Source organism: Solihabitans fulvus (assembly GCF_008386585.1).
Lineage (GTDB): Bacteria > Actinomycetota > Actinomycetes > Mycobacteriales > Pseudonocardiaceae > Solihabitans > Solihabitans fulvus.
In genome coordinates this window covers 424141-440440 of the sequence record NZ_VUOB01000041.1, presented here as the reverse complement: position 1 = coordinate 440440, position 16300 = coordinate 424141, and the positions used below count along the sequence as shown (strand labels likewise).

At 70.3% G+C, this 16300-nt stretch carries 12 protein-coding genes and 1 riboswitch; of the genes, 7 read left to right on the top strand and 5 right to left on the bottom strand.

Translation table 11 applies throughout. The features are described 5' to 3' along the window. Window positions 1-423: 423 nt before the first annotated feature. A complete protein-coding gene (locus tag F0L68_RS23845) occupies window positions 424-705 on the bottom strand; it encodes a metal-sensitive transcriptional regulator (protein WP_149851895.1) in 282 nt (93 codons plus the stop codon). Window positions 706-1086: 381 nt separating this feature from the next. On the opposite strand from F0L68_RS23845, the gene F0L68_RS23840 reads away from it, so the two are divergent. Then, window positions 1087-1428: a histone-like nucleoid-structuring protein Lsr2 gene (locus F0L68_RS23840; protein ID WP_149851894.1), complete on the top strand. Its 342-nt coding sequence runs from the start codon at window positions 1087-1089 to the stop codon at window positions 1426-1428. 103 nt (window positions 1429-1531) lie between these two features. On the opposite strand, the gene pabB is transcribed toward F0L68_RS23840, so the two are convergent. The 3 genes from pabB to F0L68_RS23825 all read right to left on the bottom strand — a co-directional run bounded on the left by pabB (window position 1532) and on the right by F0L68_RS23825 (window position 6340). After that, window positions 1532-3598, bottom strand: coding sequence for an aminodeoxychorismate synthase component I (pabB, locus tag F0L68_RS23835; RefSeq protein WP_149851893.1), 2067 nt, complete (start codon window positions 3596-3598; stop codon window positions 1532-1534). A 38-nt stretch (window positions 3599-3636) separates the two neighbouring features. Beyond that, on the bottom strand, window positions 3637-5424 hold the full coding sequence (locus F0L68_RS23830; protein ID WP_149851891.1) for an MFS transporter: 1788 nt from the start codon (window positions 5422-5424) through the stop codon (window positions 3637-3639). A 61-nt stretch (window positions 5425-5485) separates the two neighbouring features. After that, window positions 5486-6340 carry a helix-turn-helix transcriptional regulator gene (locus tag F0L68_RS23825; protein ID WP_149851890.1) on the bottom strand — a complete coding sequence of 285 codons (855 nt, stop codon included), beginning with the start codon at window positions 6338-6340 and terminating at the stop codon, window positions 5486-5488. Window positions 6341-6491: 151 nt separating this feature from the next. On the opposite strand from F0L68_RS23825, the gene F0L68_RS23820 reads away from it, so the two are divergent. The 4 genes from F0L68_RS23820 to F0L68_RS23805 all read left to right on the top strand — a co-directional run bounded on the left by F0L68_RS23820 (window position 6492) and on the right by F0L68_RS23805 (window position 10068). Continuing rightward, entirely contained in the window at window positions 6492-7262 is a 771-nt protein-coding gene (locus F0L68_RS23820; protein ID WP_188316771.1) for an SDR family oxidoreductase, read from the top strand. 256 nt (window positions 7263-7518) lie between these two features. Further along, window positions 7519-8736 (top strand): type III PLP-dependent enzyme, encoded by a 1218-nt coding sequence (locus tag F0L68_RS23815; RefSeq protein WP_149851889.1) that lies wholly within the window; start codon window positions 7519-7521, stop codon window positions 8734-8736. Window positions 8737-8779: 43 nt separating this feature from the next. Further along, the gene (gene speD / locus F0L68_RS23810) at window positions 8780-9199 is read left to right on the top strand and encodes an adenosylmethionine decarboxylase (RefSeq protein ID WP_149851887.1); all 420 of its coding nucleotides are present in this window, start codon (window positions 8780-8782) and stop codon (window positions 9197-9199) included. 47 nt (window positions 9200-9246) lie between these two features. Then, on the top strand, window positions 9247-10068 hold the full coding sequence (locus F0L68_RS23805; protein WP_149851971.1) for a spermidine synthase: 822 nt from the start codon (window positions 9247-9249) through the stop codon (window positions 10066-10068). A gap of 75 nt (window positions 10069-10143) precedes the next feature. On the opposite strand, the gene F0L68_RS23800 is transcribed toward F0L68_RS23805, so the two are convergent. Next, complete coding sequence (locus F0L68_RS23800; protein WP_149851886.1) at window positions 10144-12231, bottom strand: S9 family peptidase; 2088 nt, start codon at window positions 12229-12231, stop codon at window positions 10144-10146. A gap of 105 nt (window positions 12232-12336) precedes the next feature. Continuing rightward, window positions 12337-12581: riboswitch (cobalamin riboswitch) on the top strand. Window positions 12582-12711: 130 nt separating this feature from the next. Between F0L68_RS23800 and F0L68_RS23795 the strand changes: the two genes are divergently transcribed. Further along, window positions 12712-15183, top strand: a complete 2472-nt coding sequence (locus tag F0L68_RS23795) for a ribonucleoside-diphosphate reductase subunit alpha (RefSeq protein WP_149851884.1) — start codon at window positions 12712-12714, stop codon at window positions 15181-15183. Then, window positions 15180-16193 carry a ribonucleotide-diphosphate reductase subunit beta gene (locus F0L68_RS23790; RefSeq protein ID WP_223199066.1) on the top strand — a complete coding sequence of 338 codons (1014 nt, stop codon included), beginning with the start codon at window positions 15180-15182 and terminating at the stop codon, window positions 16191-16193. Before F0L68_RS23795 ends, F0L68_RS23790 begins: the two co-directional genes overlap by 4 nt. Window positions 16194-16300: the final 107 nt, after the last annotated feature.

The following is a 16300-nucleotide window of genomic DNA, read 5'->3' as shown; positions in this document are numbered from 1 at the left end:
CTCCGATTCGCATTCAGTTTTTCGACTTTCGCAGCCTATCCGATTCGCTTTTTCCCTGTCAAATCGACCCGCTGGGCCAACTTGCCGAAGGAATCCGCCGGATTCAGCCTCGAAAAGCTATCCGATTCGAAAACCCGGTGTCAAATTGGCCCCGAGGAGCGTATGACGTTGGATCTTCAGATCAGGTGCGCCGGAGCAAGTTACCCGGTTCGTGTCGCGGTGTCAAACTCCGCTCGACCCGGTGTTCCAAGTGCTCGAAGAGATTAGCACTCCGTTGGGGCCCCTTCGCACCACCCCCCTGTCTTCGCCTACCGCCGCTCGGCGCGCCCCCTGTGGGAGGGAGTAGGTGGGCGCGCCGCGAGCGAGAGGGGTGCGGTGCGGTGCGGCGCCTGTCGGCCGAAGGGCGTCGGGCCGGGGCCGGCGTCAGGAGCGGACCAGGCGGCCGATCGCCTCGCTCGCCTCGCGGATCTTCTCGTCCGCGACCGGGCCGCCCTCGGAGACGGCCTCCGCCACGCAGTGCTTGAGGTGTTGGTCGAGCAGCCCGAGCGAGACCGCCTGGAGCGCCTTCGTGGCCGCGGCGATCTGGGTGAGGATGTCGATGCAGTACTCGTCGCCCTCCACCATGCGCTGAAGGCCTCGGACCTGACCCTCCACGCGGCGCAGCCGCTTGAGGAAGGCGTCCTTGTCCGCAGTGTATCCGTGCATCGCTCGCTCCTATACCTTAGGTGGGTATACGTCCAGGGTAACCGCAGCTCGGCGCCGGCCATTCCCTGACGGCGCGGCGCGACACGGTCGGCTGTCACTTCGTCACGTAGCGCGACGCCGGGCCGCACAATCTCGGCGACCGCGAAAGCTCGACCCCCGGTGGGGCGTCGCAAATCGGCATGGACGCACGCGCCTGCCCGTCTGGGCAGAATCGGGCGCTCAGGCGGGCCGTCATCCATTCCGGGTCCAGTATTAGACAGCCTAACTACTTTTGCGCAACGATGGTTAGACCTATTCTCTACCATCGTCTATGGTGATCGACACGAGCATCAACAGTCGCCGTCGAGAGCACCACACAATCCGAGAACTCGCGGAGGAACCGTGGCACAGCAGACCGTCGTCCAGCTCATCGACGACCTCGATGGTGGCGAGGCCGAAGAGACCGTGAGCTTCGCTCTTGACGGCATTGAGTACGTCATCGACCTGTCCAGGGCCAACGCGGACAAACTGCGCGGCACCCTTGCCGACTTCATGACGCACGCGCGTAAGTCGGGCGGCCGCAAGCTGCGTCGCGCCTCCGGCAAGCCCACGGTCAAGGCGGGCGACAAGGCCCAGGCCCAGGCCATCCGCGACTGGGCGCGCAGCCAGGGGCGGCAGATCTCCGACCGGGGCCGCATTCCGCAGGAGCTGGTCGTGCAGTTCCAGGAAGCCCACGCGTCCTGAACTTCGGCACGGCGCCCGCGACGAGCCGCGCCGGAGGGCGTTCTGGTCGACCACATCGCGGGAAATAGCTCGTCGGCGACGCCGGTCGCCGGCCCGAATGCAACTATCCGTTCGGAAACGTCGCGCCGAGCAACCCGAGCAACGCCGTCGCCTTGACGGCCGTCTCCTCGAATTCGGCTTCTGGATCCGAGAGCGCGATGACCGCGCCACCGACACCGAATGTCGCCTTGTCCTCGGTCGCCACCAGGGTTCGGATGACGATGCTGAAGTCCGCTGCGCCCGACAGCGAGAAGTATCCGAGCGCGCCGGAGTAGACGCCTCTCGGGCCGGCCTCCAGTTCGTCGATAAGTTGCATGGTGCGCAATTTCGGCGCCCCGGTCATCGAACCGCCGGGAAAGGCAGCGCGAACGCACTGGACCGAGGAGACGTCGGCACGCAGCCGGGCCCGCACCGTGCTGACCAGCTGGTGCACGGTCGCGTAGCTCTCCACCTGGAAGATCGAGGGAACGCGGACCGAGCCGACCTCCGCACAGCTGCCGAGATCGTTGCGCACCAGGTCGACGATCATCAGGTTCTCCGCCCGGTCCTTGACGCTGCCGGCCAGGTCGGCGCGCAGCAGCCGGTCCTCGGCGTCGGTGCGGCCCCTCGGCCGGGTGCCCTTGATCGGCCGCGACTCGGCGACACCGTCGCGCGACACCCGCAGGAATCGCTCCGGTGAGCTGCTGAGCACCGAGAACGCCGGGTACCGCAGCAGGGCGGCGAACGGCGCGGGGCTGTGTCTGCGCAGGTAGCGGTAGGCGGCAAGCGGGTCGAGCCGCCCCTGCCAGCTCACCTGGTTGGTCAGGTTGATCTCGTAGCTCTCGCCGGCCGCGATGGCCTCCTGGCAGGTGTCCACGAGCTTGAGGTACGCCGACCTGTCGTGCCGCAGGCGCACCGCGCCCGGCGGCGGGGGCGACGGCTCGGCGACGGCCGGCAGGGTGGCCGCCAGCGCGCGGGCGGTGGTGTCGAGCCAGCGCAGCTGGTCGGCCCTGTGCTCGGGGTCGGCGAGCGCGAGCAGGTGGACGACGCCGTCGAGGTGGTCGAAGGCGAGCGCCCGGTCGGCGAAGACCAGCGCGGCGTCGGGCTGCTCGGCTCGGTGCGCCGGCGCGCCGCCGCTTTCGGCCTTGAGCTCATAGCCCAGGTAGCCGACCCAGCCGAGGGCGAAGTCGAAGGGCAGGTCCGGCGCCGGCACGCGGTTGGCGCGCAGGTCTTCGTCGAGCCAGTCGAACAGCGAGCCTGCGTGCTCCTCGACCCCGCCGGGCCCGGACACGGTGACGGCCTGGGTGGCGACGTCGAACTCCACGGTCCTGGCCAGCGGGCCGGACGCGTCGCCCATGAAGGAGAAGCGTGCGTTGTCCCACGTGGCTTCGTCTGCGGCTCTTGCCGAGGAGAGGCTGCTGTCCAGCCAGAACGCGGTGTCGGACGTGCCGTAGAGCGCGGTGAACACCTGTTCCGGCGTTGCCTCGGTCGACACTCTGCGGACCAGGACCTCGCGGTCCGTCGGCGCCGGGGCCGGGTGGGGGCGGTGCGCGACGGTGACCGGCGGCGGTGTCCTGCGGCGGGTCAGCGTCGCGAAGTTGGCCATGATGCGCAGCCCGTGTTCGGTGCCGATCGACTCGGGGTGGAACTGCACGCCCCACAGCGGCCTGGTGCGGTGCCGGACCGCCATCAGCAGGCCGTCCTCCTCGCTCCAGGCGATCGGTTCGAGGTCGGGTGGCAGCTCGGTGACGGTCAGCGAGTGGTAGCGGACGGCCTGGAACGGGGACGGCAGGCCGGCGAGGAGGTCGACGCCGGTGTGTGTGACGGCGGACACCTGGCCGTGCACGGGTTCGGGCGCCCTGGCCACGGTGCCGCCGAACGCCTGGCAGAGGCCCTGGTGGCCGAGGCACACCCCGAGCAGCGGAATGTCGCTGTTCTCGATCACCGACCGGCAGATGCCGAAGTCGGTCTCGTTGTCGGGGCGGCCCGGCCCAGGTGAGATCACCACGTTGTCGAAGTGCCGCAGGTCGGCGACGTCCCAGTGCGGGTCGTCGTTGCGGATGACGACCGGGTCCTGCCCGTTCACCTCTGCCAGGTACTGGTGGAGGTTGTAGGTGAACGAGTCGTAGTTGTCGACGATCAGCGTGCGCATCGTCGGCTTTCTGGCAGGTCACGCGGCATGGACGCAGCCTAGGTCGCGTTGCCCTGCCTCGGGGACACGTCGACCAGCTCGCTCGGGGCGGCGCCGGCCTCGCCGGCCACTCCGGCGAGTTCCGCGCCGACGGGCTCGGCCGGTTCGGCCGCCTTGGTCGAGCCGGACAGCCAGGACGCCACCGACGCGACCAGGCAGGTCACGATGGCGAACCAGAACGCGACGGTCAGCCCGTGCTCGAACGGGTCGGAGATCAGGTGCGGGAAGAAGCCCCGGCCGGTCAGGAAGGCGGCCTGGTCGGCGGGCAGCTGGTGCAGCACCGGGCCGAGCAGCTGCTGGATCGGGTTGTAGCCGAGGAAGGCGGCGAACAGGACGGCGACGGCGGGCAGGGCGGCGATGTGCGCCGCGTCCGCCGAGGAGACGCCGTGCTCGGTGAGGCCCTGGCTCATCGCAGCGGGCAGCCGCGCGGAGAGGCCGGCGATGATGAGGCTGAAGAACACACCGATGGACAGCACCATCGCGGAGTTCTGGAACGTCGCGGTCATGCCGGCCCCGGCACCGCGCGCGTTGCCGGGCAGGCTGTTCATCACCTCGGCGCGGTTGGGCGAGACGAACAGGCCCATGCCGAGCCCGTTGAGCAGCAGCAGCCCGCCGAACGCCCAGTAGTTGAAGTCCACCGGCAGTTCGCTGAGCAGCAGGAAGCTGAGCGCGGTGAGCAGCATGCCGCCGGTGGCGAACGCGCGGGTGCCCATCCGGTCGGACAGCACGCCGGACAGCGGCGCGGAGACGAGGAAGCCGACGGTCATCGGCAGCATGTAGACGCCTGCCCACAGCGGGGTGGACTCGAAGCTGTAGCCGTGTTGCGGCAGCCAGACGCCCTGGAGCCAGATGATCAGGATGAACTGGAGGCCGCCTCGGCCGAGCGAGGCCATCAGGTTGGCGACGTTGCCCGCGGTGAACGACCTGATCCGGAACAGCGCGAGGTTGAACAGCGGGTTGTCGACCTTGACCTCGATGATCACGAAGGCGACGAGGACGAGCGCGCCGCCGATCAGCGCGCTGAGCACCCACGGGTTGGTCCAGCCCATCGAGTGCCCGTCGTAGGGCTGGATGCCGTAGGTGATGGCCACCAGCACCGCGATGAGCCCGACGGCGAAGGTGATGTTGCCCCACCAGTCCATGCTGGCGCGCTGGCGGATGCCGGTGTCGCGCAGTTTGAGGTAGGCCCACACGGTGCCGAGCAGGCCGAACGGCACGGACACCAGGAAGATGTAGTGCCAGTTGACCGGCGCGAGCAGGCCGCCGACGAGCAGGCCGAGGAACGAGCCCGCGATCGCGGCGACGCCGTTGATGCCGAGCGCGAGTCCGCGCTGGTTGGCCGGGAACGCGTCGGTGAGGATCGCGCTGGAGTTGGCCATCAGGAACGCGCCGCCGATGCCCTGCACGATGCGCCAGCCGATCAGCCAGAGCGCGGCGGCGTCGCCGTTCATCCAGGTGACGGCGAGCAGGATCGAGGAGATGGTGAAGATGGCGAAGCCCAGGTTGTACATGCGGGCCCTGCCGTACATGTCGCCGAGCCGGCCGAAGCTGACCACCAGCACTGCGGTGACGACGAGGAAGCCCATCATCATCCACAGCAGGTAGCTGGTGTTGCTCGGATCGAGCGGGTTGATCCCGATGCCCTTGAAGATGTCGGGCAGCGCGATCAGCACGATCGAGGAGTTGATCGTGACGATCAGCAGCCCGAGTGTCGTGTTGGACAGGGCTAACCACTTGTAGTGCCCGCCCGGCGCGTGCGCGTCGGTCTTCGGCTGTGCGGCCCCCACCACTTACCTCCACCGAGTACGACAACAACTTGCTTGTCTGAAACTAACGTGAATCGTTGTATCAGACAACTATTTTGTTGGAGGCAGTGTCGCTGGTGAGCGTGGACAGCAGGGCGAGCGCGGCGGCCGACGGCGTGCCGGGTTCGACGGTGTAGGTCACCAGGGTCTGCCCCGGCTCGGCCAGCGCGAGCGACTCGTAGGCCACGACGACCTCGCCGACCATCGGGTGGTTGAGCCTCTTGACGCCGTTCGCCTTGTCCCGCACGTCGTGGTCGGCCCACCAGCGGCGGAACTCGGGGCTGCGCAGGGACAGCTCGCCGACCAGCGAGATCAGCCCCTGGTCGTCCGGGAACCGGCCGGCGACCAGCCGCAGGTACGCGGCGGTCTCCTTCCCGACCTTCGCCCACTCCGGGTAGTAGTCCCGCGCGGACGGGTCGAGGAAGGCCAGCCGCGCCATGTTGCGTTCCTCGGGCGGCAGCGCGCCGAAGTCGACGATCAGCGCGGCGGCGAGCTGGTTCCAGGCCAGCACGTCCATCCGCCTGCCGAGCACGAACGCCGGCACGTTCGGCATCGAGTCCAGCAGCAGCTGGATGTTGGGCCGGACCTTCTCCCTGACCACCTGGCGGCGGCGCGGCGGCGCCTGCTTGGCGAGGCTGAACAGGTGCGCGCGCTCGGCCGCGTCCAGGCGCAGGGCGGTGGCGATCGCGTCGAGCACCTGCTCGGACGGGTGCGCGGCGCGGCCCTGCTCCAGCCGCACGTAGTACTCGACGCTCACGCCGGCCAGCTGCGCCGCCTCCTGCCGGCGCAGGCCGGGCACGCGACGCCGGGAGCCGTAGTCGGGCAGCCCGAGATCGTCGGGCCGGACGCGGGCGCGCCGGGAGCGCAGGAACTCGCCTAGCTCAACGTTCGGGGCCATGCCGCCAGTATCGGGGACGGGTGGGCCGCTGGGCCGGTCGTGACCGCTGGGTGGTTCCGCCAGTACCAGTCTCAGCGGGGCGTCCCTGGCCGGTCGCGCGACGCCGATAGTTCGTTCCATCAGGTTCGAACGATCGTCTGGAGCACGAAGCATGAGCACCACCATCGCCACCAAGCCCCTCGCCGGCCGCGTCGCCGTCGTGACCGGAGCGGCCAGCGGCATGGGCGCGGCGACCGCGCTGCGGCTGGCCGCCGACGGGGCGAGCGTCGCCCTGCTGGCCCGGCGCGCCGACCGGCTCGAGGAGCTGGTGCGGACCATCACCTCGGCGGGCGGTAGGGCCATCGCCGTCGCCGCCGACGTGACCGACGACGAGCAGATCGCCGCCGCGGCCAAGCGCGTGGCCGCCGAACTCGGCCGGGTCGACCTGCTGGTCAACAACGCGGGCGTCATGCTCGCCGACCCGATCACCGACCTGCGCGCGGACCAGTGGCAGCGCATGATCGACACCAACCTCACCGGGGTGCTGCGGGTGTTCGCAGCGTTCCTACCGGCGCTGGTGGAGTCCGCCGAGCACGGCACCGCCGACCTGCTGACCGTGTCCTCGCTCGGCGCGAAGGTCACCTTCCCCGGCTACTCCGTCTACGGCGCGACCAAGGCGGCGGCGAGCTACCTGTCCCAGGCCGTGCGGGGCGAGCTGGCCGGCAAGGGCGTGCGGGTCACGGCCATCGAGCCGGGGCTGACCAGGACCGAGCTGGCCGACCACGTCGACCACCCCGAGCTCAGCGCCCAGCTGGACGGGATGTTCGAGGCGGTGCCCGCGCTCGCCGCCGAGGACATCGCCGACCTGATCGCCTACACCGTGTCCCGGCCCAAGCACGTCAACCTGCCGACCGTGATGATTCTGCCGACCCAGCAGGCGTGACTACACTCACCCAGCGCGCTGAGCCCCGAACTCGGTCGAGTTCGGGGCTCAGTTCTGTCCCGTTTCCCCCTTGCCCCAACGACGTTCCGACAGCCGGCGGCTCGACCGTCCTGGCGACCCTCGGCCGGCCGGCGGGCAACGAGACAGAACTAACACGTCAGAGCTAGGCAAACGGGACTGTCACGCGCCTTCCGGACGACCTAGAGTGGCGGGCCGCGCCATCCGCGCACCACATTCGGGAGGAGGCACCGGCGGCATGACCAGCACCACCACGGACGACCGGGCGACCGTGACGTCCGTCCAGCTGACACAGGGCACCGAGGCACCCTCGGTGAGTGACCGCGTCCGCCGGTTCCTCGCCGAGACGCCGCCCCCGACGCCGTGCCTGGTCATCGACCTCGAGACGGTGCGGCGGCGCTTCGCCGAGGTGTCCTCGGCGCTGCCGGAGGCCGGCATCTACTACGCGGTCAAGGCGAATCCGGCGCCCGAGGTGGTCCGCGCGCTCGCCGCGCTCGGCTGTTCCTTCGACGTCGCCAGCCCTGCCGAGATCGACCTGTGCCTCGCCGAGGGCGCCGCGCCGGAGACGATCTCCTACAGCAACCCCATCAAGAAGGCCGCGCAGGTCGCCTACGCCTACGCGCGGGGCGTGCGGATGTACGCCTGCGACAGCGAGGCCGACCTGGACAACCTCGCGGCGCACGCGCCGGGCTCCTCGGTGTTCTGCCGGACTCTGTTGCGGGACAAGGGATCCATCTACCCGTTCGGGCGGAAGTTCGGCTGCGAGCCCGAGATGGTCGTCGAGCTGCTCGCGCGCGCCGTCGAGCTGGGCCTCGACGCGAGCGGCGTCTCGTTCCACGTCGGCTCCCAGCAGCTCGACCCTGCCGGGTGGGATTCCGGCATCGCCACCGCGGCCGAGATCGCCGCCGCGCTGCGCGACCGCGGTGTCGAGCTGACCTCGCTGAACCTCGGTGGCGGCCTGCCGGCCAGCTACCGCACCCAGGCTCCCCCGCTGGCCGAGTACGGCGCGGCCATCCGCGCCGCCGTGGCGCGGTCCTTCGGCGAGCACCGGCCGAGGCTCATGATCGAGCCGGGCCGGTCCATCGTCGGCGAGGCGGGTGTCCTTCGCTCCGAGGTGGTGCTGGTCTCCCGCAAGTCCTATCGGGACGACACCCGATGGGTGTTTCTCGACGTCGGCAAGTACGGCGGCCTGGTGGAGACCGAGGGCGAGGCGATCGCGTACCCGGTGCTGACCTCAAGGGACGGCGGGCCGACCGGGCCGGTCGTGCTGGCGGGCCCCACCTGCGACGGCGATGACGTGCTGTACCAGCACACTCACTACGAGTTGCCGCTGGACCTGGCCGCAGGTGACCACGTCGACATCCTCAGCACCGGCGCGTACACCGCCAGCTACTCCTCGGTGGAGTTCAACGGCTTCGAGCCGTTGCGTACCTACTGCGTCGATGGCGCAGAATGAACGCCGCAATCTGATCGGCACTCAATAGCAGGGAGGGTGATAGATGTCCGAAGCCCTTGGCACCGCGCCAGAGGTCGGCCTGTTCGCCGGGCGACACGTGATGGCCGAGCTGGCTGGCGTGGACGAGGAGCTACTCAATGATGAGCAGTTCCTGAGGAGCACCCTAGAGCGGGTGCTCGGCCAAGCGGACGCGACGGTCTGCGAGGTGATCTCCAAACGGTTCGATCCGCAGGGTGTGACGGTGTTGGCGCTGCTGTCCGAGTCACACGCCTCGGTGCACACCTACCCGGAGATCGGGTCGGTGTTCGTGGATGCGTTCACCTGCGGGAACCGGGCGGACCCGGAGCTGGCCGTGCGACTGTTGGCCAGCGAGCTGGGCGCCACCACCACCCGGGTGGAGACCATCCGGCGGGGCTGGGACTTCCCGCCGATTCCGTTGACTGAGAAGGAGAAGACGGGTTGACCACGACCCAGGAGCACCAGACCATCCGTGAGCCGCTTGCCAACGGCATGGTGCGGCTGTGGGATCTGGACGAGGTGCTGGTCGAGACCGACACGGCGTACCAGCACCTGCTGATCGGACGCACGTCGCAGGGCGTCTCGCTGTTCTGCGACAACGACCGGCAGAGCACCGAGTTCAGCCAGCTCGTGTACCACGAGGCCCTGATGGTGCCCGCGCTGCTGCTGGCCGACCGCGTCGACCGGGTGCTGGTGATCGGCTCAAGCGAGGGTGTCGTCTGCCAGATGGCCACGGCCGCAGGCGCGTCGCTGGTCGACCACGTCGACATCGACGAGCAGGCCGTGCGGCTGTGCGCCGAGCACCTGCCCTACGGCTACACCAACGACGAGCTGGCCGCCGCCGAGCGCGGCGACGGCGCGGTGCGGGTGCACTTCACCGACGGGTGGGAGTTCCTGCGCAAGGCCGCCGAGGGCACCGACCGCTACGACATCGTGCTGGTCGACCTGCCCGACGAGCGGGAGGACGACGCGCAGCACAACCGCCTGTACGGCGAGGAGTTCCTGCGGATGTGCCGCTCGGTGCTCGCGCCTGGCGGTGTCGTGGTGTCGCAGGCCGGCTGCCAGACGATGTGGCGCAACGGCACGCTGTTGCGTTCCTGGCAGCGTTTCACCGACGTGTTCGGCACGGTCGCCTACTACGGCTCGGACGAGCACGAGTGGGCGTACCTGTTCGGCCGCGCCGACGAGGTCGCCGACCCGACCGCGACGATGATCGAGCGGCTGCCCGCCAGCGGCTACCGCCCGGTGTCGATCGACGCGGACGCGCTGCGGGGCTGCTCGATCCCGCCGTATTCGGTGCGGCACAACGGCTAAGCCACGAAGTCAAGACCACGAAGGACCCCGTCGGACGTTCGTTCCGGCGGGGTCCTTCGTGCTGTTGCGGGCTTCCTACCCGAGTGCCTTGGTGAGGAAGTCGACCTGGAGCAGCAGGAGGTTCTCGGCCACCTGCTCCTGCGGGGTCATGTGCGTCACGCCGGACAGCGGCAGGACGGTGTGCGGGCGGCCGGCCTCCAGCAGCGCGGAGGACAGCCGCAGGGTGTGCGCGGCGACCACGTTGTCGTCGGCCAGCCCGTGGATGATCATCAGCGGCCTGGTCAGCTTCGGCGCGTCGGCGATCAGCGAGTTGCCGTCGTACACCTCGGGCCGCTCGGCGGGGTGGCCGAGGTAGCGCTCGGTGTAGTGCGTGTCGTAGAGGCGCCAGTCGGTGACCGGCGCGCCCGCGATGCCCGCGTGGAACACGTCGGGCCGCCGCAGCACCGCGAGCGCCGACAGGTACCCGCCGTAGGACCAGCCCCGGATGCCGACCCGGCTCAGGTCGAGGTCGGGGTGCTCGGCCGCGACCGCCTGCACGGCGTCGACCTGGTCCTCCAGGGTGGCGCCGGCGAAGTCGAAGGCGATCTCCCTGTCCCAGTCAGGACCCCGGCCCGGCGTGCCCCGGCCGTCGGCCACCAGCACGGCGAAACCCTGGTCCGCCAACCACTGCGAGGCGAGGTAGGCGTTGCGCGCGCTGAGCACGCGCTGCGAGTGCGGGCCGCCGTAGGGGTCGAGCAGCACGGGCAGCTTCGCCGAACCCGGCTGGTGGCCGGTCGGCAGCAGCAGCGCGCAGCGCAGCCTGCGCTCGCCGACGGTCAGCAGCGTCACGTTCGGCACGAGCGACGGCGTCTCGGCGTGCGAGGCGACATGCGCGACGACCTCGTCGCCGCGCAGCACGCTGACCCGCGAGCCGAACCAGTCCATCCCGGCGGACAGCAGCACGGTGGTGTCGCCCGACCGCACCGCGTTGTGCACACCATCCACAGTGGACACACGCTGGATCTGGGCTCCGGACAGCGGCACGCGGTACACGTGCACCTGGGTGGGATCCTGCGCCGAGGCGGAGATCAGCACGTCGGCGTCGCCGACGTGCAGCACGGTCCGCACCTGGAGGTCGTCGCCGGTCAGCACGTCGTCCCCGACGAGCAGCCGGTAGGCGTTGTCGCGCACGGCGATCATCACCAGGCGGCCGTCCGCGGTCCAGGCCGGCGCGCCCGGCATGACCTCGACCCAGTGCGGGTCGGTCTCCTCGCGCAGCAGGCGGGTCTGCCCGGTGCCGGGGTCGACCGCGAGCACCCGCAGCGTCCGCTGGTCGCGGGACTGCACGGCCAGCAGCGGCGAGCCGCCGGCGGACCAGTGCGCGGAGTTCAGGTACGGGAAGGCGGCGCGGTCCCACTCGATGTCGACCCGCGACCCGTCCAGGCCGAGCACCGCGAGGGACACCTCGGCGTTGGCCGTGCCGGCCGCGGGATAGGCGACCTCGGCGGCGAGGGTGGCGGGGTTCGCCGGGTCGGCGATGTGCCAGCGGGCGACGGGCGCGTTGTCCACCCTGGCGGCGAGCAGGTGCTCGCCTTCCGGGGACCACCAGTAGCCGCGGTACCGGTCCATCTCCTCGGCCGCGATGAACTCGGCGACGCCCCAGGTGATCTCGGGGCCGTCCGGCTCGGCCAGCGCGAGGCCTCCGGAGCCGTCCACGCCGACCACGCGCAGCGCGCCACCGGAGACGTAGGCGACGTGCCGGCCGGTCGGGTCCGGCCTCGGGTCGAGCACCGCGCCATCGACGGGCAGCTCGCGGGTCTCGCCGGTGCCGAGGTCCGCGACGAACGCCTTGCCGGACAGGGCGAACGCGGCAAGGCGCAGCTCGGCGTCCACGGCGTAGCCGACGATGCCCGACGCCGACTCGCGGGTGCGTTCGCGCCGCGCCCGCTCCTGCGCCGACAGGTTCTCGGCGTCGGCGAGCAGCGTGGCCGGGTCGACCAGCAGCGTCTCCTGGCCGGTGGCGGTGTCCACGGCCCACAACCCGTTGTCCCGGCTGGTGGCCGAGGAGGAACGGAGGAACACGGCGCGCGAACCGTCGGGCGCGACGGCGAAGGTCCTCGGCGCGCCGAGGGTGAACCGCTGGGTCCGCGCGTGCTGACGGGGGAAAGAGGTCTCGTTGCCCACACGCAGACCTTCGCAGATGGGTGTTCGCATCTCCTAGTCAGCTCCACAAACCCGGCGACTCGCCGACACATGTAGGGGCGCTTTCATGATCGCACCACAACATGTAGTCTTCGGCGCGCTGGTGGTTCGGCCGGCCCGCACAGCGGTCCGGAACGAGGCAACAGGGAACCCGGTGTGACTCCGGGACTGCCCCGCAGCGGTAAGTGGGAACGAACGCCGTCACCGCCCTCCCCACGGAGGCGCGGTCAAGCACTGGGTGTGCCCGGGAAGCGACGGCCAGTAGATCCGCAGGTCTCCTCGACCGGCGGGCGCCCACGAGTCCGAAGACCTGCCACCGGCGCGCGCACCACACGGTTGCGCGCGGTCCCGGGCCCCGAGGGTGGGCGCACGCGGACGACCAGCGGCTGCCGCCTGGCACGGGGCAGGCCGCTCGTCCTCGCGCGCTTCGCCCCAGGGTCGCGAAGCTCACGAGGAGAGGGCATGACCACAGTCGACGCCGCCCCAGTGGCCATCGACGCGCTGCTCGCCGAAGCGACAGCCAGCGACGCACCTTCGGCCGAGGCGACAGCCATCGACACCCCGTCGACCGAGGCGACAGCGAACGACGCGCTGCTCGCCGAGGCGACGGCCGGCGACGCACCTTCGGCCGAGGCGACAGCCATCGACACGCTGTCGGCCGAGGTGACGGCCAGCGCGCGCGGGCTGCCCGACGTGCGGACGGAACGCGTCCTTCGATCGGTCCACAGTGGACAGCAGCGCGGTGACGACCACCACGCGCTGCGCGATCTCGCGGTGCGGGCGGCCGCGTCGCTCACCGCGGAGGACCCGCAGTACTCCAAGCTGGCGGCTCGGCTGCTGACCAGGGCGATCCACACCGAGGTCGCCGCGCACGGCGTCGAGTCGTTCACCGACTCGGTCGAGCTGGGCTTCCGCACCGGGCTGCTGTCCGAGCGGCTGCACGGCTTCGTCACCGAGCACGCCGCCGCGCTCGACGCGCTCGTCGACCTGGCCGCCGACGACCGGTTCGAGTACTTCGGGCTGCGCACCGTGCACGACCGCTACCTGCTGCGCCACCCCGACCACCGGACCGTCATCGAGGCGCCGCAACACTTCCTGCTGCGGGTGGCCTGCGGCCTGTCCGACACCGTCGCCGAGGTCGCCGAGCTGTACGGGCTGCTCAGCGGGTTGGCGTACCTGCCGAGCTCGCCGACGCTGTTCAACGCCGGCACCCGGCACCCGCAGCTGTCCTCCTGCTTCCTGCTCGACTCCCCGCGCGACGAACTGGAGTCGATCTACCAGCGCTACACCGAGATCGCGCGGCTGTCCAAGTACGCGGGCGGCATCGGCGTCTCGTGGAGCAGGGTCCGCTCGCGCGGCTCGCTGATCAGGGGCACCAACGGCCGCTCCAACGGCCTGGTGCCGTGGCTGCGCACGCTGGACTCGTCGGTCGCCGCCGTCAACCAGGGCGGCAGGCGCAAGGGCGCGGCGTGCGCGTACCTGGAGCCGTGGCACGCCGACGTCGAGGAGTTCCTGGAACTGCGGGACAACACCGGCGACGACGCGCAGCGCACGCACAACCTGAACCTGGCGCTGTGGGTGCCGGACGAGTTCATGCGGCGGGTCGAGTTCGACGACCCGTGGTCGCTGTTCGACCCCAAGGACGTGCCGCACCTGACCGACCTGTGGGGCGCGGACTTCGACGCGGCCTACCAGGAGGCCGAGCGCGCGGGCCTCGCCGTGCGGACGCTGCCGGCGCGGCAGCTCTACGGCCGGATGATGCGCACCCTCGCGCAGACCGGCAACGGCTGGATGACCTTCAAGGACGCGGCGAACCGCGCCAGCAACCAGACCGCGTTGCCCGGCAACGTGATCCACCTGTCCAACCTGTGCACGGAGATCCTCGAGGTCACCAGCGACGGCGAGACCGCGGTGTGCAACCTCGGCTCGGTGAACCTGTCCGCGCACGTCGTCGACGGCGACATCGACTGGCCGCGGCTCGCGGACACCGTGCGCACCGCGGTGAAGTTCCTCGACCGCACCATCGACCTGAGCTACTACCCCACCTCGTCGGCGTCGACCGGCAACCTGCGCTGGCGGCCGGTCGGGCTCGGCGTGATGGGGCTGGCCGACGTGTTCTTCGCGCTGCGCCTGCCCTTCGACTCGCCCGAGGCGCTGGCGCTGTCCACCAGGATCGCCGAGGAGATCGCGCTGGCGGCGCTGGAGACCTCGGCCGAGCTGGCCGCCAAGCACGGGCCGCACCCGGCGTTCGGCGAGACCAGGGCGGCCCGCGGCGTGCTGCACCCCGACCACTTCCCGGACGCGACGCTGCGCCATCCCCAGCGGTGGGCGGAACTCCGCGAGCGGATCGGCCGCGACGGGCTGCGCAACTCGCTGCTGGTGGCCATCGCGCCGACGGCGACCATCGCGTCGATCGCCGGCTGCTCGGAGTGCATCGAGCCGGTGGTGTCCACGATCTTCAAGCGGGAGACGCTGTCCGGCGAGTTCCTCCAGGTCAACCCGTACCTGGTGGCCGAGCTCAAGCGGCTGGGCCGGTGGGACCAGCAGACCAGGGACGCGATCAAGCGGGCGGACGGCTCGGTGCAGGGCCTCGCCGAGGTGCCCGAGGACGTGCGCACGCTGTACCGCACCGCGTGGGAGCTGCCGCAGAAGGCGCTGATCGACCTGGCCGCCGCGCGGACGCCGTTCATCGACCAGAGCCAGTCGCTGAACCTGTTCATGGCCGAGCCGACCATCGGCAAGCTGTCCTCGATGTACGCCTACGCCTGGCGTTCGGGGCTGAAGACCACGTACTACCTGCGGTCCCGGCCGGCGACCAGGATCGCCATGACCACCGTCGCCGCCGGTAAGTCCACTGTGGACAGTGTGGGCATCGTTGACGCGGCCGTCGCCTGCTCCCTGGAGAACCCCGAGACCTGTGAGGCCTGCCAGTGACCGTCCCCAAGCCCCTGCTGCTGGATCCCGGCATGGATCTCACCCTGCGGCCCATGCGGTACCCGGACTTCTACGAGCAGTACCGGGCGGCGATCCGCAACACCTGGACGGTCGAGGAGGTCGACCTGGCCACCGACGTCGCCGACCTAGCCAAGCTGAGCGCCGGTGAGCACCACCTGGTCAAGCGGCTGGTCGCGTTCTTCGCGACGGGCGACTCCATCGTGGCCAACAACCTGGTGTTGAACCTGTACAAGCACATCAACGCGCCGGAGGCCCGGCTGTACCTGTCCCGCCAGCTCTACGAGGAGGCGGTGCACGTCCAGTTCTACCTGACGCTGCTGGACACCTACCTGCCCGATCACGCGGAGCGGGCGCAGGCGTTCGCGGCGATCGAGCACATCCCGTCGATCCGGGCCAAGGGCGAGTTCTGCTTCCGCTGGATCGACTCCATCGACGCGCTGGACCGGTTGGCGGACAAGGCGGACCGGCGCGCGTTCCTGCTCAACCTGATCTGCTTCGCGGCCTGCATCGAGGGGCTGTTCTTCTACGGCGCGTTCGCCTACGTCTACTGGCTGCGCTCGCGCGGCCTGCTCAGCGGGCTGGCCACCGGCACGAACTGGGTGTTCCGGGACGAGTCGATGCACATGAGCTTCGCGTTCGGCGTGGTGGACACCGTGCGCGCCGAGGAGCCCGAACTGTTCGACGACGAGCTGCGCGACCAGGTGCGGCTGATGCTGACCGAGGCGGTGGAGGCGGAGTTCCAGTTCGCCGCCGACGTCTGCGGCGACGGGCTCGCCGGGATGAACGCCGAGGACATGCGCGAGTACCTGCGCTACGTCGCCGACCAGCGGCTGGTGCGGCTCGGCATGGAGCCGATGTTCGGGGCGGGCAACCCGTTCCCGTTCATGGAGTTGCAGGACGTGCAGGAGCTGACGAACTTCTTCGAGCGGCGGGTGTCGGCCTACCAGGTGGCCGTGCCGGGCTCGGTGTCTCTGGACGAGGAGTTCTGACCGGGTCATGAAAGGGACCCTTCAGGACGTCTGGTGTCCTGAAGGGTCCCGTCATGACTGTGCCGGTGGACTCGGCCACGGGATCCCTCTTTGCGTCGTTCGCGCGA